This window comes from Brevibacterium antiquum CNRZ 918, from assembly GCF_900169145.1.
In the GTDB taxonomy this organism is placed as follows: domain Bacteria; phylum Actinomycetota; class Actinomycetes; order Actinomycetales; family Brevibacteriaceae; genus Brevibacterium; species Brevibacterium koreense.
This window is the reverse complement of sequence record NZ_FXZD01000009.1, coordinates 1-21389: the sequence shown is the minus strand read 5'-3', so window position 1 is coordinate 21389 and position 21389 is coordinate 1. Positions and strand designations below refer to the sequence as shown.

Annotated in this window: 20 protein-coding genes, 1 tRNA gene and 1 pseudogene; 12 read left to right on the top strand and 10 right to left on the bottom strand. The window is 63.2% G+C overall.

Annotated elements, in window-relative coordinates:
• Positions 1–67: 67 nt before the first annotated feature.
• Positions 68–382, bottom strand: a complete 315-nt coding sequence (locus BANT918_RS12965) for a transcriptional regulator (protein WP_101620652.1) — start codon at positions 380–382, stop codon at positions 68–70.
• 918 nt (positions 383–1300) lie between these two features.
• Here BANT918_RS12965 and BANT918_RS12955 point away from each other — a divergent pair.
• Complete coding sequence (locus tag BANT918_RS12955) at positions 1301–2353, top strand: zinc-dependent alcohol dehydrogenase family protein (RefSeq protein ID WP_101620650.1); 1053 nt, start codon at positions 1301–1303, stop codon at positions 2351–2353.
• Positions 2354–2638: 285 nt separating this feature from the next.
• Here BANT918_RS12955 and BANT918_RS12950 read toward each other — a convergent pair whose 3' ends face one another.
• Complete coding sequence (locus tag BANT918_RS12950; RefSeq protein ID WP_101620649.1) at positions 2639–3658, bottom strand: alpha/beta fold hydrolase; 1020 nt, start codon at positions 3656–3658, stop codon at positions 2639–2641.
• A 204-nt stretch (positions 3659–3862) separates the two neighbouring features.
• Between BANT918_RS12950 and BANT918_RS18140 the strand changes: the two are divergent.
• Positions 3863–3946, top strand: a pseudogene (locus BANT918_RS18140) (hypothetical protein); the annotation flags it as partial.
• Positions 3947–4008: 62 nt separating this feature from the next.
• On the opposite strand, the gene BANT918_RS12940 reads toward BANT918_RS18140, so the two are convergent.
• Both BANT918_RS12940 and mgrA read right to left on the bottom strand, forming a co-directional pair.
• Entirely contained in the window at positions 4009–4818 is an 810-nt protein-coding gene (locus tag BANT918_RS12940) for a DedA family protein (RefSeq protein WP_101620648.1), read from the bottom strand.
• An 87-nt stretch (positions 4819–4905) separates the two neighbouring features.
• Entirely contained in the window at positions 4906–5946 is a 1041-nt protein-coding gene (gene mgrA, locus BANT918_RS12935) for an L-glyceraldehyde 3-phosphate reductase (RefSeq protein WP_101620647.1), read from the bottom strand.
• A gap of 158 nt (positions 5947–6104) precedes the next feature.
• Between mgrA and BANT918_RS12930 the strand changes: the two genes are divergently transcribed.
• From BANT918_RS12930 to BANT918_RS12910, 5 genes are all read left to right on the top strand, one after another.
• On the top strand, positions 6105–6878 hold the full coding sequence (locus tag BANT918_RS12930) for a GntR family transcriptional regulator (protein ID WP_101620646.1): 774 nt from the start codon (positions 6105–6107) through the stop codon (positions 6876–6878).
• Positions 6875–8092, top strand: coding sequence for an anhydro-N-acetylmuramic acid kinase (locus BANT918_RS12925; protein WP_101620645.1), 1218 nt, complete (start codon positions 6875–6877; stop codon positions 8090–8092). The genes BANT918_RS12930 and BANT918_RS12925 overlap by 4 nt, the downstream gene beginning before the upstream one ends.
• Positions 8093–8158: 66 nt before the next feature.
• Positions 8159–9664: a sodium:solute symporter gene (locus BANT918_RS12920; RefSeq protein ID WP_101620644.1), complete on the top strand. Its 1506-nt coding sequence runs from the start codon at positions 8159–8161 to the stop codon at positions 9662–9664.
• Complete coding sequence (gene murQ, locus BANT918_RS12915; RefSeq protein ID WP_101620643.1) at positions 9664–10611, top strand: N-acetylmuramic acid 6-phosphate etherase; 948 nt, start codon at positions 9664–9666, stop codon at positions 10609–10611. The genes BANT918_RS12920 and murQ overlap by 1 nt, the downstream gene beginning before the upstream one ends.
• Entirely contained in the window at positions 10608–11624 is a 1017-nt protein-coding gene (locus BANT918_RS12910) for an N-acetylglucosamine kinase (protein WP_101620642.1), read from the top strand. Before murQ ends, BANT918_RS12910 begins: the two co-directional genes overlap by 4 nt.
• Positions 11625–11656: 32 nt before the next feature.
• Here BANT918_RS12910 and BANT918_RS12905 read toward each other — a convergent pair whose 3' ends face one another.
• Positions 11657–12172: a GNAT family N-acetyltransferase gene (locus tag BANT918_RS12905; protein WP_101620641.1), complete on the bottom strand. Its 516-nt coding sequence runs from the start codon at positions 12170–12172 to the stop codon at positions 11657–11659.
• A 113-nt stretch (positions 12173–12285) separates the two neighbouring features.
• Between BANT918_RS12905 and BANT918_RS12900 the strand changes: the two genes are divergently transcribed.
• Positions 12286–13539 carry an FAD-dependent oxidoreductase gene (locus tag BANT918_RS12900; protein ID WP_101620640.1) on the top strand — a complete coding sequence of 418 codons (1254 nt, stop codon included), beginning with the start codon at positions 12286–12288 and terminating at the stop codon, positions 13537–13539.
• A gap of 330 nt (positions 13540–13869) precedes the next feature.
• Positions 13870–14121 (top strand): PspC domain-containing protein, encoded by a 252-nt coding sequence (locus tag BANT918_RS12895; RefSeq protein WP_101620639.1) that lies wholly within the window; start codon positions 13870–13872, stop codon positions 14119–14121.
• A gap of 82 nt (positions 14122–14203) precedes the next feature.
• On the opposite strand, the gene BANT918_RS12890 is transcribed toward BANT918_RS12895, so the two are convergent.
• Both BANT918_RS12890 and BANT918_RS12885 read right to left on the bottom strand, forming a co-directional pair.
• Positions 14204–14276: transfer RNA gene (locus BANT918_RS12890), tRNA-Lys, on the bottom strand.
• Between the two features lie 160 nt (positions 14277–14436).
• Positions 14437–15375: a hypothetical protein gene (locus tag BANT918_RS12885; protein WP_101620638.1), complete on the bottom strand. Its 939-nt coding sequence runs from the start codon at positions 15373–15375 to the stop codon at positions 14437–14439.
• Positions 15376–15543: 168 nt separating this feature from the next.
• Between BANT918_RS12885 and BANT918_RS12880 the strand changes: the two genes are divergently transcribed.
• The 3 genes from BANT918_RS12880 (at position 15544) to BANT918_RS12870 (ending at position 18070) form a co-directional block, all read left to right on the top strand.
• Positions 15544–16131, top strand: a complete 588-nt coding sequence (locus BANT918_RS12880; RefSeq protein ID WP_233429535.1) for a hypothetical protein — start codon at positions 15544–15546, stop codon at positions 16129–16131.
• A gap of 259 nt (positions 16132–16390) precedes the next feature.
• Entirely contained in the window at positions 16391–17056 is a 666-nt protein-coding gene (locus BANT918_RS12875; protein WP_233430482.1) for a DUF47 domain-containing protein, read from the top strand.
• Positions 17057–17059: 3 nt separating this feature from the next.
• Positions 17060–18070, top strand: coding sequence for an inorganic phosphate transporter (locus BANT918_RS12870; protein ID WP_101620637.1), 1011 nt, complete (start codon positions 17060–17062; stop codon positions 18068–18070).
• Positions 18071–18089: 19 nt separating this feature from the next.
• Here BANT918_RS12870 and BANT918_RS12865 read toward each other — a convergent pair whose 3' ends face one another.
• The 3 genes from BANT918_RS12865 to BANT918_RS12855 all read right to left on the bottom strand — a co-directional run bounded on the left by BANT918_RS12865 (position 18090) and on the right by BANT918_RS12855 (position 21216).
• Positions 18090–18551: a DUF4383 domain-containing protein gene (locus tag BANT918_RS12865; RefSeq protein WP_101620636.1), complete on the bottom strand. Its 462-nt coding sequence runs from the start codon at positions 18549–18551 to the stop codon at positions 18090–18092.
• A 283-nt stretch (positions 18552–18834) separates the two neighbouring features.
• The gene (locus tag BANT918_RS12860; protein ID WP_101620746.1) at positions 18835–20568 is read right to left on the bottom strand and encodes an ABC1 kinase family protein; all 1734 of its coding nucleotides are present in this window, start codon (positions 20566–20568) and stop codon (positions 18835–18837) included.
• Positions 20569–20658: 90 nt separating this feature from the next.
• Entirely contained in the window at positions 20659–21216 is a 558-nt protein-coding gene (locus tag BANT918_RS12855) for a PadR family transcriptional regulator (RefSeq protein WP_101620635.1), read from the bottom strand.
• Between the last annotated feature and the right edge of the window lie 173 nt (positions 21217–21389).

The window sequence follows — 21389 nt, the reverse complement described above, 5'->3', positions numbered from 1 at the left end:
GAGACAAGAAATTGCCCCGATCGTGCACATCGCGCGGTCGGGGCAATTTCTGTGTTCCCAGGTGGTCTCAGACGTCATCGTCGGCGGAAGTTCCGCCTTCGTCTTCCCAGCGCTCGATGGCGCGGACCTTGGCGCGGTTGAACTTCAGGCGCACTCCGTAGCCGCCGTGGGAGTCATCGCGGACGAACCTGGCGCCGAATTCTTCGAGAGCTTCGAGAACGCGGTGCTCCTGCTGTTCGGTGAGGTCGTCGCGTCCCTTCTCGAAGTCCTTGAGTTCGGACTTCTTCACATCGGCTGTGGACGCAACATCCTTGGCGGATACGCGAACCAGGGCACGGGCTGAGCGAGCCAGCGGCCCGTCGAAGATCTGTTCATTGCTCATGGTCTTACCCTGCCAGAAGAACCCGGAACCTGCCAGAAGCCACCCCGGCTGCGCGAACAGCGGCCCATTCTTCCGATGCTGCGCATTCAGCCTGATGGGAGTCTCGGATGCACCGAATTCCGGATTCGAGGTCCTCGCCGTCCATGGTCACGTGGTCCGGGGAGGCCTCAACAAATGAGCCGATTCCGCGGCCCGCGACGCAACTCGTCGTTGCGAAACTGATCGCGTGGCGCTTCGACCACATGCGGCAGTGCACTGCGCTCCTCAGTGCGAGTGTGCCATGTGTGCGGTGTCGATCTCTTCAAAGGCTCAGCTGCTCAGGGAGGTGAAGGAGCGCGGCGCCCGCGTGCTCGATGGGTTGGGTGTTGCCGTCAACCAGGGGATCGACGCCTGAGCGCTCGTCAGCGCACGCACGACCGATCCGACGCGAATGCGCGAGATCTCCCTGTCCTTCGGTGCCCGAGGTATGAGCTTCACCCGTCAGCGGCGGCGAACGTGGATCACTCTATGTCGGAGTTCGAAATGGTGAGTGGCCCGGATACTGAACGAAGGTGTGTGCCGCCGGTGGAAAAGCGCTGGGATATTCCGGGGTGACGCAAGATTCAACACAGCACGAAAGCACGGGAGCACGAAAGTACAGAAGCATGGATTCTCGGAGCCGACGAGACGTCTTGGACACTAAGATCACGGCACAACCAATATTGTTGAAAAGGCCACCATCGAGTGACCACAGGGCACCACCGGAATGCTCCGCTCCAAAGCCGGAGACCCGGTCGCCGTAGAGCCGCGTGATACTATGTGGCACCGACTCTTCGAGGGCCGTTTCAGTCACTTCAGTCTAAATGGAGCGACACCCTTAACGTTCGGTTAAGCAATGTGGAACATCGATGTTTCACAAATCATGGAGGGATCAGTTCGATGCGAGCAGCTGTAGTCAAAGAAGCCAATCAGCCCCTAGTCGTAGAAGAAGTCAAGGACCCGACTCCGGGCCCCGAAGATGCGGTGCTGAGAGTCCAGGCATCGGGTATCTGTCGCAGTGACTGGCACGGATGGCAAGGCGACTGGAAGTGGATCGGACTCGGACTCGAGCTTCCGGCAGTTCTTGGACACGAGTTCGGCGGGGAAGTCGTCTCTGTGGGCAAGAACGTCAGTTCGTTCCGTGAGGGCGACAAGGTGACAGCACCATTCCACCATGGTTGTGGTCGCTGTGAATTCTGTCGGGCCGGACGTCCGAATCTGTGCCTCAATGTAGCGGTATATGGATTTGGTGGTTGGGACGGTAGTTACGCGGAGTATCTGCTGGTCACCCAAGCGGAAACCAACCTGATCTCGCTACCCGAGAACGTCAGCTCGACCGCGGCTGCCGCGCTTGGCTGCAGGTACATGACCGGGTTCCACGCTATCGATCGGGGCCAGGTGTCACCTGGTGACTGGGTCGCGGTGCAGGGTGCCGGTGGTGTTGGCCTCTCGGCGATCCAAGTCGCCGCCGCTGTTGGTGCACAGGTCATCGCCGTTGACATCAGTGACGACAAGCTGCAGCAAGCCCGCGATGCTGGGGCAAACGCGGTGGTTAATTCACGGACTGAGGACGTACCTGAGGCCATCAAAGAAATTACCGCTGGAGGCGCCCACGTAGGGATCGACGCACTGGGGATCCAGGAGACCATCTCCAACTCGATCAATTCGATCCGCAAGGGCGGACGCCATGTCCAGGTGGGTCTAACCGGCTCTGATGAACAGGGGATGGCACAGGTCCCCATCGACGCGATCACCGCCGCCGAAATCGAGCTCGTCGGAAGTTTCGGTAACCCCCAGCCGAAATTCCCGGGCCTGCTGTCTCTTGTAGCTCAGGGACGTCTTAATCCCCAGGCCCTGGTCGAACGGGAAGTTGGACTCGAGGATGTGAACGAGGTATTCAGCAGGATGTCGGAGTTCAAAACCAAAGGATTCAACATCATCACCGCCTTCTAATGCGCATGCTCGCTGGGAGCTGACGACCGTTCAGTCCCGACATGGGGTCTGATTGCGGTGTTTACAGCCTCTACCAGGGTTTGGATTGCCGGCCCGCCATACGGGTCGGCGACCTAAGCGCTGGTAGACCCCAGATCTGGGTCGCCGTGTTGAGTCGTTTGAAGACACTTCTGGCTACGACCCGATGAGAGCTGTTGCCCTAGTACGGCCTGTCAAGCCACGCGCGCGGGGTCTGCGGGGTCTGAATGCGCGAAGGACTGACCGATGCCCATGTGACGAAACAACCTACTCTGAGCCTCCCAAGATTTCCTTGACCGCGCGATCGATGAATTCGGTGTCGGTGGGATTCGCGCCGATGCCGGCGAAGTGGCCCCAGACTCCAGGTATCTCTCTGAACTCACTGCCCTTGATGAACTCACCCGCACGCTTTTCCTCTTCCGGGGCGAAGTACCGGTCCTCGTGGGCCGGCATCTGGATCAGTGGCACCTTGATGGCGCCGAGTGCCTTGTTGGTGTCGCCGCCGAAGCCGGTCGTGTTGCCGACGTCCCCATGCTTCCACGTCCATAACATTGTCAGCAGATTGTTGGCGTCGCGCTGGAGAAAATGCCCCTCCCAGAAGCCCACCAGAAAGTCGTCGAGGGTCGCATACCCGAGCTGGCGCCACGCCTCGTCCCAGTAGAATTGTGCGGATAGACCCCAGCCCGAGCACACACGGGCGAATGCGCGAAGGCCCACGTCGGGCTGCTGGTCGTACCATCCGTTATGCCAAGCCGCGTCGGCGGTGAGCGCAGCTTCTAGCGAGTTCAGGAATACGATGTTGTTCGGGGACGTCTTGGGCGACCCACAGAATGGGATGAGTCCGTCCATCATGTCCGGGTACTGCACGCCCCACTGATATGTTTGGCCGGCGCCCATGGACCAACCCAACACGAGTCGCAGATGTTCGATGCCGAAGTGTTCAGTCACGAGCTGGTGCTGCGCCCTGACGTTGTCATAGAACGTGCAGTCAGGGAATCGAGAGCCATTGCGTGGCTTCGGTGTGTTGCTGGGGGAAGAAGATTCACCGTTACCGAACAAAGCCGGGATGATGATGAAATACTTCTTCGGGTCCAGGCCCATGCCCTCACCGACCAGCCAGAAGTTGTCAGCAATGAATCCTGAATACCAGGTGGGGTAGACGATCGCGTTGCTCTTCTCAGCGTTGAGCTCTCCGAATGTTTCGTATGCCAACTTCGCAGACTCAACCGTCATCCCAGATTGGAGTTCGAAGTCACCGAGTTCGTAAATCTCGTAGTTGCTTGTCATGATCAGCCATCCTTTTCAATGTGGGGCCGTCAGGTCTGTTAGGTCAGATCATGTGGCCAGGAGTGCTCAGCCTGGCGACGCAGAGAGCTGCATCGAGCGCGTAATCCTGCAGTTCACTCGATTGCGCGAGCTCAATCGCCAGAACCGGACTGCGATACAGTCCGTTAACCGCAAGTTAGCAGGGTTGCGGGTGAAAGCAATGGCAATAATCGCAGTTGTCATTCGGGCGGTGCCATCAGTTGCACGGTGATAGATCCCTGTGCCTTACTGCCCACGCTCACAGCCTGAGGCCATCGGTGCCTGAGTTCGACCACTTCGGAGCCTGAGTTCACCGGCGCTTCAGGCGGGGCTCACTCTGCGCGCTTCTGCTTCCGGTACTCCCTGATATAGGTGAGGACGAAGATGCCGACAATGATCGCCAGCGTCAGCCACAGGGCGTATTTGTCGACGACCTTGAGCACATCGACGGCGGTCTCACCGAGCTGATATCCCAACGTCGTCCAGATGAGGGTGAAGATCAGGCAGCCGAGGAGGTCGGCGATGAGGAAGAGCGAGAGTCGCATCCTCGTCCAACCGGCGACCAGATAGACGAGGGTGCCCGGCACACCCGGGCATCGGGACACGATGGTCATGAGGAACAGGGCCCAATTGGGGATCCGTTTGAGTGACTCGATGCGCTTGAGCTGCCGCTCGTTCTGCGCGAAGAGCCGCAGCACTCCATCACCCCACCGTCGGCCGGCCAACCAGAACGCCCAGTCGAACTTCGCCATTCCGATGAACCCGGCGACCACGACGAGCCACAACGGAATCTCACCCACGCTGGCGTAGGCACCGGCCGCAACGACTGCGGTCTTCGCGCCATTGATGAACTCCTGCAGAACTGGTGCATTCACCAGCATCCAGGGACGCAGCGGCATGAGCGCCAGGTAGACGAGCGGTACTCCGATGATGATGAAGAGCAGCAGCTTGTCAAGACCCGCGGCCTTCCCCTGCCATGGCTTGAGCGCAGCCCAGGGGTTCTCCCTGGGAGCCGCGTCTGCCTCGCTGGTCGATCTGTTGGTCGCCTCGCCGGATGCGCCTGCAGAATGTCCGTGATCGGAGTCGCGGAGTTCGGAGTCCCCGCGCCGGGCCTCGTCATCGGGAAGGCGCTTGTCGCTCATCGAGGGCTCCTGCATGGGGCTGTGTGGTCGGCGCTCACGGTATCACAGTGGCACATGCGAACCCTGGCAGAACAGGGCAAGGCGCTCTCAGTCCTTCGTGCTGCGGCGGGCATCTCCCCAGATGTCGACGCCGGAATCGACCGCGAACTCATCGATGGCGATCAGCTCTTCGGCAGTCAGTGGCTGCGCATCGAGGGCCGCAACATTGTGCTCGAGCTGTTCGACTCGGCTGGACCCGATGACCAGCGAAGACACACGATCATCGCGCAGCGCCCAGCTCAGTGCCAGCTGGGCCAGTGACTGACCGCGCGCTGCCGCAATCTCGTTGAGGCCACGAATGCGCTCGAGGTTGTCGTCGGAGAGGAACCCGTCCTTGAACGACGGAGTGCTCTTGCCTGCCCGCGAATCGTCGGGGACTCCGCCGAGATATTTGTCGGTGAGCAGTCCCTGCGCGAGAGGGGAGAACGCGATGACGCCCAGCCCCTCGGACTCCGTGGTCTCGAGCAGATCATCGGATTCGATCCAGCGGTTGACCATCGAATAGGAGGGCTGGTGGATGAGCAGGGGAGTGCCCAGCTCCTTCGCCAGCGCCGAGGCGCGAGCGGTGTCGGCAGCCGAATAAGAGGAGATGCCGGCGTAGAGGGCGCGGCCCGAACGCACCGCGGTGTCAAGAGCCGCGATGGTCTCTTCCAGAGGAGTGGAGGCATCGGGGCGGTGGGAGTAGAAGATGTCGACATAGTCGAGGCCGAGCCGCGTGAGTGAGGCGTCGAGGCTGGCGAGCAGGTATTTGCGGCTGCCACCCGGACCGCCGTAGGGGCCGGGGTGCATCGCCCAGCCGGCCTTGGTCGAGATGATGAGTTCGTCCCGGTAGGACCCGAGGTCCTCGCGCAGCAGACGCCCGAAGTTCGTCTCGGCCGACCCTGGAGGCGGACCGTAGTTGTTCGCCAGATCGAAGTGGGTGACGCCTGAGTCGAAGGCCCGACGCACGATGTCGCGCTGATTCTGGAAGGCGACGTCGTCCCCGAAGTTATGCCACAGTCCCAAGGACAGTGCAGGGAGCACGAGCCCGGATCGGCCGACTGAACGATAGCGCATCTTCTCGTAGCGGTCTTCGGCTGCTTGGTACACGGTGCCTCCTGCGGCGGGAGATGGCTCGGGTGCTGACCTCAGCTTAATCGCAGGCAACGAGGATGCCGAGTCGCGAACGACGCAACGCACTATCTTTCAAGCTGTGAAATAGACCAGTGGTCTTGATTTTCTGGTGTGTTCTATGACTCAATGGTCACGTGACGAAATTCCACTCGATTCGGGACCAACTCCTCGACCGCCTTGAGTCAATGGGCGCCGGCGAGCAGTTCCCACCCGAACGCCAGCTCGCCGAGGCGCTGGGCATCTCACGGATGACCCTGCGCCGCGCCATCGACGAACTGGTCGCCAAGGGAGCGGTCCGACGCCGCCATGGTGCCGGTGTCTTCGCCCTCGGACCCAAACTCGACCAACCCCTGGCCGCGAGTTCCTTCACCGAAGACATGCTCGCCCGCGGCATGCGCCCCGGATCTCGTGTGGTCGCCTTCGATGTGACGAGAGCCGGAGCCCACATCGGGCGCAGACTGCACGTCAACGAGAACGCTGAGGTCATCGCGATTCTGCGTCTGCGTCTGGCCGACGAAGAACCACTCGCGCTCGAAGAGCTGCATATTCCATCTGCCCTTGTTCCGGGACTGTGCGCCGAAGACCTGGAGAACAGTTCGTTCTATGAGCTTCTGCGTTCGCGCTTCGATATCGTGCTCAACCACAGCGTGCAGACGATCGAACCGACCCTCCTCGATACGGACGAGGCGAAGGTGCTCGGAGTTCCCGAACAGTCACCGGCTCTGCTCTTCGAACGCACCTCGAGCGGGGCACACGGAGTGCCCTTCGAATTCGTTCGTTCCGTCTACCGCGGCGACCGCTACAAGATCCGCACCGAACTCACTTTGCCCGACAGGCCTTGCGCCCCGCCCAGTCAGCCCAAGGCAGGGCAGTCCGAGGCAGGGCAACCCGAAGGAGACCACGCATGATCATCGCCGGCCTCATGACAGGCACCTCCGCCGACGCCCTCGACGTCATCCTCGCCGAATTCACCCTCGACGGCCACGACAGCCAGGGTACGGGCAGCGAACGCCGGACCGCCGCCGCGTCCGAACTGGGCGTGCGCATCCTCGCCAGCCAGGAGGTCGAATTCGATCACCAGCTGCGCCTCGACATCTTGCGTCTCCTCGAGCCCGGCGACGTCCCCCTGTCTCTGGTCTCCAGCGTCGATGCCCGCCTGGGTCGGTTCAGCGCCGAGGCTGTGCAGCACCTGTGCACCGAGATCGGAGTCGACTGCGATCTCGTCGTCTCCCATGGTCAGACGGTGCGCCACGACATCACCGAAGGCCTCGTCACCTCGACCCTGCAGATCGGCCAACCCGCCTGGATCGCCGAGGCGACCGGAGCTCCAGTGCTCTCCGACGTCCGCGCCCGCGACGTTGCGGCCGGTGGCCAGGGTGCCCCACTCGTCGGGATCCTCGACGAGCTCCTGATCGGCAAGGTCGAAACACCGACCGCGGTGCTCAACCTCGGCGGGATCGCGAATATCACGGTCCTCGTGCCCGATCGCGGTCCTATCGCCTTCGACACCGGTCCCGCCAATGCGCTCATCGACGTCCTCGCCCGCAGGATCACTGCGGGAGAAGAGGGCTTCGACCGCGATGGCAAGCTGGCCGCACTGGGCCAGGTCGACGAGGAGCTGCTCAGTGCACTGTTGGCCGATGAGTACTACCAGCAGCCGGCACCGAAGTCGACGGGCAAGGAACTCTTCCACGCAGACTACCTCGACCGTTTTCTCGGGACTCGAAGCCACCTCGGCGAGCATGATGCCATCGCCACGGTCACTCAGCTGAGCGCGCGCACGGTCGCCGATGCCTGCCGGGCCCACGGCGTCACCCGGGTCATCGCCTCCGGTGGTGGAACACGGAATCCGACGCTGATGCATCGTCTGCATACTGAGCTCGGCGACGATGTCACTCTGACCAGCACCGATGAGGAATTCGGCCTGCCAGAGGGCAGCAAGGAAGCACTCCTGATGGCCCTGCTCGGATGGCTGACCTGGAACGGGCTGGCTGGAACGCAACCGGGCCTCACCGGTGCCGCCCATCCGAGCATCGCTGGGCGGCTGAGTCCAGGAGAAGACCCCCTGCAGCTGCCGGAACCGCTGCACCGAAGACCCACGCTTCTGAGCATCCTGGCCTGACGAGAATCCTGCACCGACGCACACCTCTCGAAGCAACTGACATCCCTTTGATGAAGGAGAAACACCATGCAGATCATCGACTTTCTGGTGATCATCGTCTACCTCGTCGCCACGGCGTGGTTGGGGCTCAAACTCAGCGGAAAGCAGAAGAACCTCACGGACTACTTCCTCGGCGGTCGGAGCCTGCCATGGTGGGCGGTGTGCCTGTCCGTGGTCGCCACGGAGACCAGCGCACTGACGGTGATCGGGATCCCGGTCATGAGCTACCTCGGCGATATCTCCTACCTGCAGCTGGGTCTGGGCTACATCCTCGGCCGGGTGGTCGTCGCCTTCTTCATGCTGCCCAGATACTACGACGGTGAGATGCTCACCGCCTATGCCTACCTCGGCAAACGCTTCGGTGCCTCGACCCAGACGACCGCGGGTGTGACCTTCTTGTTCACCCGCCTCCTGGCCGACGGCATCCGGGTCCTCGCCGCAGCCATTCCCGTCAAGGTGATCCTCGACGGGCTGGGCATCCACACGAACTACTTCGTCATCATCGTCGTCCTCTCCCTGGTGACGATCGCCTACACCTTCATCGGCGGCATCAAGGCCGTCGTCTGGGTCGACGTGGCCCAGATGTGCCTCTACGTCGTCGGCGGCCTCCTGACCATCATCGTCATCACCGCGACCTTCGGTGGCGGATGGGTGGCCGATGCGGTCGAGGCGGGCAAGCTCAACATGTTCGTATTCGAGGGCAATCCGATCTCGGCAGATTCCTCGTTCATTCCTTCGCTGCTGGGCGGCGCGGTCTTCGCCATGGCCTCGCACGGTTCGGACCAGCTCATCGTCCAGCGCCTCCTGTCCTGCCGGTCCAAGATCGAGGCCCAGAAGGCACTCATCGTCTCCGGCCTCGTCGTCTTCGTGCAGTTCGCGATCTTCCTCGCGGTGGGATTGGCGCTGTGGGCCTACTACGACCACGCTCTGCCGGCCGACCTGGGACTGAGCCGCGATGACGAGATCTTCCCGCACTTCATCATCGAAGGCCTGCCTCCCGGCATCTCGGGACTGCTCCTGGCCGGAATCCTCGCCGCGGCCATGTCGACCCTGTCCTCGTCGCTGTCCGCACTGTCGTCGTCGACGGTCAACGATGTCTACGCACGGTTGAAGAAGACCCCGATGACCGACGCTGAGGGCTTCAAGGTCGGACGGTGGGCGACCATCGGGTGGGGCATCGCCTTCATCCTCCCGGCCACGATCTTCCAATCCGATGAAGGCAACATCGTCATCCTCGCGTTGGGCGTCGCAGGCATCACCTACGGCGGACTCCTCGGCGCGTTCGTGTTCGGCATCATCAACAAGCGTGCCACCGCGGTCGATGCGAACATCACCTTCGGCCTGGCGGTGGCGGTCAACGCCTTCTTCTTCATCATGGAGAAGTACGTCACCGGTGAGGTCTGGGTCGCCTGGCAGTGGTACCCGCTGCTCGGCGTCATCGTCATGGTCTGCGTCGGCGGGCTCTTGTCCCTGCGCCACCCGAAGACGCAGAATCGGGCCACCGTCGCCGAGGTGGAAGGCAGCAACCGCTGATGACGCAGCCCCAGCAACCGTCGTCCCAGCAGCCGTTGTCCTCGCGGCCGCTGTCGCCGACAGAGCAGCGCAACCCCCGCAGCGCCGGACTCGACGAGCTCGACACCCTCGGTGTCCTGAAGGTGATGAACGGTGAGGACCAAGCCGTCCTCACCGCAGTCGCGAACGTCCTGCCGCAGCTGGCGGAACTCGTCGACATCGCGGCGAAGCGGATGCGCCGAGGCGGCACTGTCCACTACTTCGGAGCCGGTACCTCCGGTCGCTTGGGAGTTCTCGACGCCAGCGAACTCCTGCCGACCTTCAACCTCGAACCGGGGCGTGTGGTCGGGCACATCGCCGGAGGTCAGGCGGCGCTGGTCAACGCAGTCGAGAACGCCGAGGACTCCGCCGACGACGGTCGCAGGGTCGGGGGAGAGCTGGGCCCAGACGATGTGGCGATCGGAATCGCAGCCAGCGGCTCGACGCCCTACGTCCGCGGTGCGCTTGAGGCTGCCGGTGAGGCGGGCGCGCACACCGTGCTCATCTCGAACAACCCGCAGGCCCCCGTCGCCGAGGCGGCAGCCGCTCATATCGTGCTCGACACCGGGCCCGAGGTGGTCACGGGGTCAACCCGTCTCAAGGCCGGCACGGCACAGAAGCTGACCCTCAACGGCTTCTCGACGGCGCTGATGATCGCCTTGGGGCGCACCTGGCGCAACCTCATGGTCTCCGTCGTCGCAACCAATGACAAACTGCGGGAGAGGACCGTGCGCATCCTCTGCGAGGCCGCGGACCTGTCTGATGCCGAAGCGCGAGACCTGTTGGAGCGCTGCGACGGCGAGCTCAAGACAGCGCTGGTCGTCTCCTTCACCTCGGTGACTCCGCTGGCCGCAGCGACTCTTCTTGACGACGCCGACGGTTCCGTCAGAGCTGCGATCGCCGCGTCGACGGGACCCGAAGACGCATGAGCACCTTCGTCCTCGGCATCGACATCGGCGGCACCGGCAGCCGGGTTGCGCTGGCGGAACTCGACGCGAACGGTGATCTCACCGTCGTGGCTACCCGGACCGGCCCAGGAGTCGAGGTCGGCGCGGGCGGAAGCAATGTTCTCTCCATCGCCTCCAGCCTCGTCGAAGCGGCCGAGGAGACGTGGGCCGAACCTTTCGGCCAGCTCACCGGAGTCGGTATCGGCGCCACTGGAATCGCTTCGCTTGCCGAGGACCCTGCGCCCGTGCTCGCCGAGATCTCGGACAGGGCGAAGGCACCCGTGGCCGCGGCGATTGACGCGGTGACCGCCCACCTCGGCGCCCTCGGCGGACGGGGAGGTGTGGTCACGGTTCTCGGCACCGGGGCGATTTCGATCGCGCATTCGGGACCAGATGAGCGTGGAGTCATGTCCCCGCATTGGACCCGAACCGACGGCTGGGGGCATCTGTTCGGGGACCGCGGTGGAGGAGCCTGGTTGGGCAGACGGTCGCTCGAACTCGCGTTGCGCACCCACGACGGGGTCGACCAGGGTGGACGTTCACTGCTCGAGGCGGCCACGCGAATCTTTGGTCCCCCGGCCACGTGGCCGTCTCAGTTCTACACTCGCGACGGTCGAGCCGGACTGCTCGCCGGATTTGCTGTCGAGGTCGCCGCGCTATCTCGTTCCGGCGACGCAGTTGCCACAGGTCTGCTCCGCGAAGCTGGCGCAGAAGCTGCCCGCAGTGCTCTCGCTGCGGCCAGGTGCCGGAGCCGCGAAGCCGGCGGAACCGGCCACACCGATGACTTCGATCAGCCTCTGCGCATTGCCCTCACCGGGGGATTGATTCGGGCTGGTGACACCCTTGTCTCCGGATTCCGGGATGAGGCGATTCGTCTGCGCGGCGACGTCATCATCGAGGAGCCTAACGGTGGTCCTTTGATCGGGGCCGCGACGCTTGGCCGTCTGGCCGCAGAAGGGAAGCTCCGCGCTCAGGACACTGTGCTGTGGGTCTGAGTCTCTGTCTTGATACGGATCAGTGCACTGAGTCAGTGCACTGAGGCGTCGGGTCGCTCCCGGACCATCCGGACCTCACGCACCCCGTCGTACTCATCTGTCTTGACCTCGCCATCGCAGGTGAAGCCGTTTCTGCGATAGAAGGCCCGGGCTCGCGGGTTCGGGTCGGCGACCCAGAGAGACGTTCGCTCCTCGAGGTTGACGACCGCGTCAAGGAGGCGCTGCCCGACTCCCGAACCGTGGATCGCAGAATAGGTGTAGAGGACGAACAGGTGGCGGTCGCTGCCTCGTTCGTCGCCCGGAGAGGGGCCCGACAGAGCGATGCCGACGACGGTACCGTCCTGATCTGCGATCGCGGAGGAGTAGTCTCGCCGATTCTCTGGGGTGAGGAGTGACGTCCACATCCGCCTGCGATTTTCCACCATATCGGGAGAGTCGAGCAGCTCATCGGGCATGAGTCCGCGGTAGGTCTCGCGCCAGGTTTCGACATGGACCTTCGCCACTGCCTCGACATCGTCGATGCCGTGAGGTCGAATCACAACAGACATACGCCAGAGGCTACAGCAGGTGGGGGTAAGCACCTACTGCGCGCCGACTGATGTCTTTCGGTCCGCTCGTGGACTAAAATCGTTTCTGTGCCCCCGATGCTGAGGAGGGTGTCATGACAGACACCGCGCACGATCGGTTCACAGACGAATACGACTGCATCATCTCCGGCGGCGGTCCCGCCGGAATCGTTGCCGGGCTGCTCCTGGCACGCGGAGGCGTCAAGGTTGTGGTGTTGGAGAAGCACACTGATTTCTTCAGAGATTTCCGCGGTGACACCATCCATCCCTCAACACTGCGCCTCCTCGACGAGCTCGGGCTCTACAACGAGTTCGCACGGATCACCCACCGGAGGGTGACCACCATCAGCCTCATCGGCGATGACGGTCGCGACTACATCCTCGGCGACCTGTCCAGACTGCACACGGCGCATCCGTTCATGACGATCGCTCCGCAATGGGACTTCCTCAATCTGCTGGCCAAGGCAGGGGAAGACGAAGCCGGCTTCGATCTGCGCATGGGGGTCGAGATGTCCTCCTTGATCTGGGACGACGACCGGGTCATCGGTGTGCGCGCACAGACTCCCGAGGGTGAGGCCGAGCTGCGTGCGCCACTCGTCGTGGCTGCCGATGGGCGCTGGTCGAAGGCGCGGGACGAGGCGGCGCTGTCGATGCGGGAACTGCGCTCGACGATCGATGTGTGGTGGTTCCGGATCGACACCACGGCGCAGCTGGCTGACACCATCGCTCCTCGCGCCAAGGGCGGCAATGTCTTCGTCGCGATTCCGCGTGACGGGCATGTCCAGATGGCCCGCCTCATCCCGAAGGGTGAGGACGCGCGGTTTCGTGAGCAGGGAATCGAGTCCCTGCGCGGCGCGGTCGCAGAGACATTCCCCGCGCTGGCAGACGACGTTGCAACGCTCCGATTCGATGACGTGAAGCTACTCGACGTTCGGCGCAACGAAGCCAGACGCTGGTTCGTCGACGGGCTTCTGTGCATCGGCGACTCTGCCCATGCCATGAGCCCGCTGGGCGGAGACGGCGTCAACCTGGCGGTCCAGGATGGTGTGGCCACGGCCCGTCTGTTGGCCGAAGCCCTGCGCACGGGGAATGTGTCCACCCGCGAGCTCAGACGGGTGCAGCGCAGACGAATGCTGACGACGAAAGCCGTTGAACTGCTGCAGGGCGGCATCCACGCGATGATCGAACCGGTCGTCCACAACGGCGGAGCCATCCGCCCGCCGGCGCCGATTCTTTGGCTGCTGACGACGTTCCCTGCGCTGACCGTGGTTCCGACGCGCATCCTCGGGATGGGGGTCACTGCCGAACATGCCCCGGGCTTCGCCCGTCGGCAAGCGGAGCGGGTCTGAGGCTCAGCCCTGGATTCGCCGTCGTCCACCGCAGCAAACGTGTTCCGGACTGCATCGGCTGAATCCTCTGGCCGGGTGAACAGGTAGAAAGCCACGAATATGACGACGAGCGTGAGGACGGTCATCTTCAACCACTTCACAAGGAACTCCTCTATGCCGCGCCCAAAACCTGTGATCGTGATTTCGGGCAATGAGAATTCCGTCTCATAAGTCGCCGAGGCGGCCCCGCTCTTCCAGTCCGGTCCCACAGTTGCCATTACGGTTTCCCTCAGCCCGGTTCGACGGTCAGCACCCCTGTGCAGACGGCAGAACCTGCGTACTGTTGAGGGTATGAGAAAACTATTTGATGCGATCCGCAATACCGGTTTCCGTCGTGGCCCCGACAGGGTTCTAGGCGGCATCGCGGGAAGTCTGGCCAAGTCGACGGGGCTGAATGTGTGGCTGGTTCGTCTGCTGGTTCTCGCTTCGTTCCTGCTTCCGGTTCTGGGCCTCGGTGCCTATCTCGTCGCTTGGGTCATCACTCCGTGGCAGGACGGGACCATTCCCGTTGAACAGGCATTCGGCGGCAGTCTCGAGCAGTGACAGCCCCATAACCTGCAACAACAGCGAAGAACCCCTCCGATCCGGTGTCAGCACCGTGATCGGAGGGGTTCTGTCGTTTGGGTGGGCCCCGTGGGGATCGAACCCACGACCCACGGATTAAAAGTCCGTTGCTCTACCAACTGAGCTAGAGGCCCCGCCTCAACGCAACCGCGTGAACATACGTCACATCGGTGTTGTTGGAGACTCAATAATATTAGAGGTAAGGGACCCGAATACTCAAACCAGCCAGCGGCAGATCAGAAGTCGACAGGACCCCGCTGCGCTGTCGTCAGCACCAACGAGCTCATGGTGTGATCATCCCTCCAGTTCGGGACGGTCATCTTCTGAGCGATTGTTCATCGACGATTCCGCTTTCGACGAGTCTTCTTCGGCCGCCTCGTCGATGACGTCTGATTCGATTGCCTTGTGCTTTTTGATTTTGCCGCGAAGCGCAGCGACGTTCTTCAGCCCCGCCAGCATTCTGTGATCCTTCTTCGGGGCGACGAACTCCGGATCAGTCTCAAGCGGGAAGATCGTGGGGGCGGCACCGAAGGCTTCTTCCGCTTCTCTGGTCACCTTCCGAGACATCTGAGCGTTGACCACACTGCCGATGACTGCGCCGATGCCGAAGGGCAGCAAACGGCCGACCAGTGAGCCGCCGGCTCGTGCGGCGAATTTGCGGATGAACGTCTTCCGCAGCTTCCGCACCAGCAGGTCGACGACGGGGGCGGGCAGCTGCTTGGTCACGGTTGCGCCCCAGTTGCTGAACATCGACTCTGTGCCACCGGACTGCCTGTTGAAGCGCTGGACGAGGTTCTTCCCGTCCTTGCCGAGCATGAGCCCCAGCACCAGTGCATTCGCGCGATTGGCGTCCTGAACCGGAAGACCATGGATCTCGGAGACCGCCTGGGCGTACAGGGCGGTGCCTTCGAGGAATCCAGCGGTCTCAGCGGTGGCCACACCCAGTGCGGCGGTCGTGCCGAGGCCGGGAACCGCGGCGGTGGCACCGACCGCCGCACCACCCGAGGTGGTCAGCGTGAGGTAGTGCCGACGAATGATCTTGATCAGCTCTTCCGGAGTCGCATCGGGATTCCTGCGACGCAGGCTGCGCACATAGGCAAGAGCCACTGGGCGCTGGACCGACAGAAGCTTCGACAGCATCGACTGGGCGCGGGGATTGAGGGATCCGTCTTCATTGACAGCGAATTTCGCTGCCTTGTCCAGACCCTTCTTCGCCACTGATGATTTTGCCACGGGAATTCCTCTTCGTTGTCTGCGCTCGTCGCCTGCTGGTCGCTGGCACGGATTTGTCTCCAGTTTAGTAGTGGCCATTGTGAGCGCGACGAATGAATCCTGACCGGGAGACGAATTTCCGTCCGGGCTGGATGCTCACCCAGACTGGGGGACTAGACTGCTCTGACGATGACACAGCCACGCTTCCACCGCCCGATTCCTCTGGCCGATCTCGATTCCGTCAGCGACACGAGTGACCCGGTGACCAGGTCAGAGACCTCTCACGCGACCGCGGCGCTGCTGCTCGGGGACTCGAGTGGACAGCGTGACGAGGCTGCAACAAAGCGGTTCGTCGAGTTGGCAGACGACATCGGTCTCGAGGTCATTGCCGAAATGTGGTCTACGGCGCCTGCCGTGTCCGCGCCGGGAGCGCTCTGGCGTCTCTATGCGCTGCGCGAATGGATCCTCACCGCTCCGCGCGAGCTCGCCGACATGTTCTCCGCCGGGCAGGCCAGGATGACTGACGGCCTCGGGCTCGACGACATCCTGGCCGGAGTCGAGCTTCCCGCAGGTCCCGATGAGGTGGCCCGTGCCATCGATGAGATCTTGGCTGGCGCCTTCCGCGGGGACGTCGTCATCGCCCTCTTGCGAGCTGCAGCGTTCATCGGCATGTGCGCCGAAGGCACCGACCGCTCCGAGACTGCCACTCGGCTGCGCCAGTTCGCGAAGGACCTCAAGGATGCTGCCATCGCCCACCGTCACGGTGGACTGGACTGACCGATCCGCCGCCTGGCTGATCCGAGGACTCGTCCTCCGGGCGGGGAGGCTGACCACATATGTCGACTGTGAGATTTTCAACTCTCGTTCGCCCGCCTCGGCGGTGGACTCATGAGCGTGAGCGAGTATCGTTGTGTGTGGCCCTCGTGGCCACCGGACGCTGGATCTGAAGCCCCGGGCTCCAATTTCAGCCGCTTCGAGCGGCCTACCGCCGAGAGGCGCTCTCGGTTCAGCGTCCGGCACATACAATTGAAGCAACATGCACATTCGTCCGGCTCGACCGGGCCCCGGGCAGGAGGAACGCGTGCGGCTCAAGCGAGTACCGCAGGACACTGTCTTCTACGAACGGCTGTCCGACCTGGTCGGACAGATGAGGCAATGCAATTTGGTGCTTGCCGAACTCTCCGGCATCGAAGTCAGTGAACGTCGGCAGGTTTCGGACCGCCTCCGTGAGATCGGCGATCAAGCCGATGAAGACATGGGAGCCGTGCTTCGTGCGCTGCGCGAGAACTACATCACACCCTTTGACCGCAATGACCTCTACCTGCTCGGTCATCACATGCGCGATATCTGCCACCTTCTCCACGGTGCGGGATTCGTCCTCGCCTCGGAGGCGTTCGATGAGCTGCCCTCCGGCGTCCTTGAAACTCTTGCCGCACTGTCCAACCAGACGGACCACACCTCCCGGATGATCACTCGGCTGCCGGGCAAGCTCGATCAGTGGGACTACGTCGACGCGATCAACCGGCTCACCTATCAGGTGGAGGCCCTGCAGTGGCGGATGTCTGACGCCGTGCCGAACTCGAAGCGCGGTCTGACATACATGACCGCGGTCTCTCAGTTGGGCCAGGCCTTCGTTCGTGCCGCGTATGGGTTCACCGAGCTCGGTAAGGTCGTCGCCGCCATCGCGATCAAGGAGTCGTAGTCCGTGGAGCTGCTCTTGGCGGGAGTCATCGTGACCGCGGTGATCTTCGCCGGTTCGAACGGTTTCCATGATGCTGCGCTGACGATCGGCAACGCTGTCGTCGGACGTTCCATCAACGCGCGGTGGGCGCTGGGCCTGGCCGTGGTCTTCAACTTCATCGGAGCACTTCTGGGCGAGGGGATCGCCTCTGTTGTGGCCAATCAGATCGTCCACTTCGAGGGAGACCCCGAGGTCATCCTCACCTCTCTGATCATCGCCTTCGTCGCCGCAACGGCGTGGAGCCTGTTCACGTACTACCTCGCGTTGCCGGTATCCTCCACGCACTGCCTCATCGGCGGTCTCCTGGGTGCCGGCGTCGTGCTGGGCTTCTCGGTCAACTCCGCCGAGGCACTCGACTCGGTGATCCTGCCGCTCCTGATCTCGCCGATCCTCGGGTTCGTCCTCTCATGGGGGCTGACGGCTCTGCTGTCGAAGACCTTTGCTGCTTCGCCTCCCAAACCGCTCTTCCGCGGTGCGCGCATGGTCGACTCGGTGCTCACCGCCTCGCTGTCACTGGTCCACGGCGTTCAGGACGCACAGAAGATCGCGGCACTGGTCATGGTTGGCCTCCTCGCAGTGGAGGCCAACCCGTACACCCAGCTCTCTGTCGTCGAGATCTCCTGGCCGGTGCGGCTGCTCATCGCCGCAGCGCTGGCGATCGGCACCGGCCTGAGCGGATGGCGGGTTGTCCGCACACTGTCGGTCCGCATGGCCGGCCTGGACCCTCTGAAGTCCGCGACAGCGGATGCCACGGCCACGGTGCTCATGTACACGGCGGCACTCATCATGCGGGTCCCGGTGTCGCTGACCTTCATTCTCGGATCAGCGATCCTGGGTACTCAGTACGCCGGCCGCAAGGGTCGAGCCCGTGCCCGTTTCATCCTTCCCATCGCCGGGGTCTGGGTGCTGACCATCCCCGCGGCGGCGGTATTGGCGATCGTGATCGGCCTGGTGGTCCGACTGTTCGGTGGCTGAGGGGAAGTATGGCTCAGCGTCACCGCTTCGCGGCGGCGTGAGACTTGCGTCCAAAGACGATGCCGGTCGTGACCATGGCCACTGCGAGAACGAAGTGCAGCCAGTTGTCGGCGGTGTTGAGCGGTACGAAGTTGCCCATTGATTCCATCGGAACGACGAGGCCGTAGATCCACAGCACCGCATAGACGATGCCGCCGACGATCAGGAAGGCCCTCGCAAGTCCCCGTGATCGCAGACCCAGGAGCCCGACGATTCCGAAGAGCAGGTGGACGATGTTGTGGAGGACCGAGACCTGGAAGATCCCCAGCAGAACCGCCTCCGAGTGCTGGCCGGCGAACATGATCGTGTCCAGGTCCTGTGTGATGCCCGGGACGAACCCCAGGATGCCCACCAGAAGGAACACGGCGCCGAAAATGCCCGATACGAGCTGAACACTGGTGCGTGCGGTGCGGGTGGATAGAGGTGCGGTATGACTGGTCATGACAAACCTTTCGACGATTCTTGTTGTACATGACGTGGTTCGGAGCCCGACTCGATTCGGATGGGTGGGCGCTCAGATTTTCTCCCCCGTCCCACCTCACCAACACATCTTCCGCTTTACCGGTCCCGCCTCGCCGCCGCTGCAACCTGGTGGCGATGACAACTCGCGTGGCTATGCTGTGGCGGCGATCGCTGGTCTTTCCTGATCGGTGGGGTCATCGCTGGGCGTACTCCACTGTGCGCCGAGGCGATTCCGCCGTGGCACTCGGGCCGGCAAGCGACCATCACGCTCGCGAGAGTCGGTGCCTGCGGCTGAGGCTCCTGTGCCGCAGCAGGGTGGACAGGCTGTGTATGAGCGCCGGGGCCGAGGCGATAAGCAGCAGCGCACCGCCCAGATCCGTCACCGGCAGCAGTACAGCTCCGCCGATGACGAAACCGGTGAACAGCACGGCCGAGATCACCCCGCGGGCCAGCAGCTCGAGGCCAGTGACCCGGCGGTCCAGCGAGGGTGTGGACACCGAGAGTTCGCCGTCCTCGATCCTCTGCACCAAAGAGTCGAGGCGTCCCGGCAGGCCAAGAGTCAGGCGCGCGAAGTGGAGTACTTCCTTCACCGCAGTGCCGGCGGACCCTCCCTTCTCATCCTCGATCAGTTCGCCCGCGTAGGGTTCGACGACCTCCCAGATGTTGAACGTCGGATCCAGCGAACTGCACAGACCCGACACCATTGAGAGTGAGCGGATGATGAGGAAGAGGTTCTCGGGAAGCTGCACGGGCAGATCGCGGACTACCGATTCGAAATCCGTGGAGAAGGCCCGCAGGTCCTTCTCATCGACCTCGCGCAGCTGCGCGAACCCCATTCCGCCGAACCGTGCGAAGAGCTCGGTGAGGGTGCGTTCGAGCTCGGCAGTGTCGGCGCCGTCCAGCAGCACTCCGATGAGTTCGACACTGGCGACGAGGCGGCGGGAATCACGGGTGGCCACGGCGATGATGAGTTCCCGTAGGCCGGCGCGCAGGTCCTTGGGCACCTGCCCCATCATCCCGAAATCGACGAAGGTCAGATGCCAGTCGGCCCCCGCCGAGGTGGCCGCGGCAGTGTCCGATCCCACCCCCGCCGAGGTGGCGACCGGGTGGTCCGGGGTCACGAAGATATTGCCGGGGTGGGGATCGGCGTGGAAGAAGCCGCTGCGGAAAAGCTGATCGAACATGGTGTGGGCGAAGGCGGTAGCGACCTCACGGGGATCGATTCCGGCTCGGCGCAGAGCGGCAACGTCATTGGCCTTGATCGCGGTGACGTCTTCCATGGTCAGCACCTGTGGTGTGGTCTGCTCCCAGACGATGCGCGGAGCCTGCACCGAGGCAGGCGAATCCATGGCGAAGGTCTCAGCATTCGCAGCTTCGTGGAGATAGTCGATCTCCTCGAGGCTGACGTGGGCGAACTCTTCGACCAGAGCCGGCATGTCGACGCGACGGGAGACGAACCGGACCCGTGAGAGCCACCCGGCGATCCGGCGCAGGGCACGCAGATCCACTGCGACGATATCGGCGATGCCCGGACGTTGGACCTTGACGACCACCTCGGCGAATCCCAGCTCTGCAGCCGCAGCCGGAGTCAGTGTGGCCGAATGAGCCTGACCCAAGGATGCTGCGGCCAGCGGTCGGGGGTCGAAGGAGGTGAAGGTATCGGTGAGGCGCATGCCCAGCTGCGCCTCGGCGAGGGTGCGGATCGGTTCGAAAGGGACAGGCGAGACCTCGTCCTGCAGTCCCTCCAGTTCCTTCGTGACCTCAGGCGGGAGAACATCCATGCGGGACGAGAGGAACTGACCGATCTTGATCATCAGTCCGCCTAGCTCCACCGCCAGGACGCGGAATCGCTGGGCAGTCGACCGCCAGCGCTCCACCCGTCGACGTGCCGCGAACCGGCCGAGGCCGATCCGCGGCAGCGTCAGCTCGAACCACCAGGCCACGACCATCTGGGCAGCGGCGAAGCGGAGGATCTTACCGGAGCGGGCCCTCAGCATTCGCCGCTGATCGGGGCGATTCTGAGTAGTAGGACTCGCCGTGGCGAGGTCCTGTGTCGGGGCGCCCCGATCGATTCCCGCCGCCATCGCTCAGTCCTGAGCGAGGATCGAATACAGCTTGCGCTTGGTCTCTTCCAACACGGTGACCGCCTCAGCGACCTGTTCCTTGCTGCCCGAACGACCGACCTGTGAGGCAGCCTGCGCCAGCTCGATGCCGGCCTTGGCCAGGTTCGCCGCCCGGGGAGCTTCCCTTCGGCTGGCCGATTCCCATGGGGCGTTGGACTCGGGATCGGATTCGACCTGCTCGCGTCCAGCCTCGGTGAGTGAATAGGTTTTGCGCCCGCTCGAGGACTCCGCAGCGATGAGCCCCTCATCCGTGAGCAGCTGCAGCGTCGGGTAGACCGACCCCGGACTGGGCTTCCAGCTGCCGCCGCTGCGTTCTTCGATCTCCTGAATGATCTGGTAGCCGTGCATCGGTGCCTCGGCCAACAGTGTGAGGATTCCGGCGCGGACGTCCCCGCGGTTCATGCGGAAGGGCTGTTTCGGGGAGAAAGACGAACGCAGCTGCTCCATCGCCTCCCAGATGTTGGAACCGCCCCAGTCGCCGCCGCGGCGAGGAGAACCTCCGTGAGTGAATGGCTCGTTCATGATGACCTCCAGGTGTGAATGAAACGCTCTGACGATATAAAAAGATAAGGGGTATCCATCTTGATGCCGATGGACGGGGCCGGTCTGCCGGGTAGGGTCGGGTGACGTAAGGGCCCCCGCGCTGCGTCAACAGCCGGGGGCATGGACTACACCGTCAAGGGGTGTATGTCGTG

Bases quoted from the DNA above. Each gene is read 5' to 3' on its own strand.
- BANT918_RS12965 (WP_101620652.1), bottom strand. From the start codon at position 382: ATGAGCAATGAACAGATCTTCGACGGGCCGCTGGCTCGCTCAGCCCGT.
- BANT918_RS12955 (WP_101620650.1), top strand. From the start codon at position 1,301: ATGCGAGCAGCTGTAGTCAAAGAAGCCAATCAGCCCCTAGTCGTAGAA.
- BANT918_RS12950 (WP_101620649.1), bottom strand. From the start codon at position 3,658: ATGACAAGCAACTACGAGATTTACGAACTCGGTGACTTCGAACTCCAA.
- BANT918_RS12940 (WP_101620648.1), bottom strand. From the start codon at position 4,818: ATGAGCGACAAGCGCCTTCCCGATGACGAGGCCCGGCGCGGGGACTCC.
- BANT918_RS12925 (WP_101620645.1), top strand. From the start codon at position 6,875: ATGATCATCGCCGGCCTCATGACAGGCACCTCCGCCGACGCCCTCGAC.
- BANT918_RS12920 (WP_101620644.1), top strand. From the start codon at position 8,159: ATGCAGATCATCGACTTTCTGGTGATCATCGTCTACCTCGTCGCCACG.
- murQ (WP_101620643.1), top strand. From the start codon at position 9,664: ATGACGCAGCCCCAGCAACCGTCGTCCCAGCAGCCGTTGTCCTCGCGG.
- BANT918_RS12910 (WP_101620642.1), top strand. From the start codon at position 10,608: ATGAGCACCTTCGTCCTCGGCATCGACATCGGCGGCACCGGCAGCCGG.
- BANT918_RS12905 (WP_101620641.1), bottom strand. From the start codon at position 12,172: ATGTCTGTTGTGATTCGACCTCACGGCATCGACGATGTCGAGGCAGTG.
- BANT918_RS12900 (WP_101620640.1), top strand. From the start codon at position 12,286: ATGACAGACACCGCGCACGATCGGTTCACAGACGAATACGACTGCATC.
- BANT918_RS12895 (WP_101620639.1), top strand. From the start codon at position 13,870: ATGAGAAAACTATTTGATGCGATCCGCAATACCGGTTTCCGTCGTGGC.
- BANT918_RS12880 (WP_233429535.1), top strand. From the start codon at position 15,544: ATGACACAGCCACGCTTCCACCGCCCGATTCCTCTGGCCGATCTCGAT.
- BANT918_RS12875 (WP_233430482.1), top strand. From the start codon at position 16,391: ATGCACATTCGTCCGGCTCGACCGGGCCCCGGGCAGGAGGAACGCGTG.
- BANT918_RS12865 (WP_101620636.1), bottom strand. From the start codon at position 18,551: ATGACCAGTCATACCGCACCTCTATCCACCCGCACCGCACGCACCAGT.
- BANT918_RS12860 (WP_101620746.1), bottom strand. From the start codon at position 20,568: ATGCTGAGGGCCCGCTCCGGTAAGATCCTCCGCTTCGCCGCTGCCCAG.
- BANT918_RS12855 (WP_101620635.1), bottom strand. From the start codon at position 21,216: ATGAACGAGCCATTCACTCACGGAGGTTCTCCTCGCCGCGGCGGCGAC.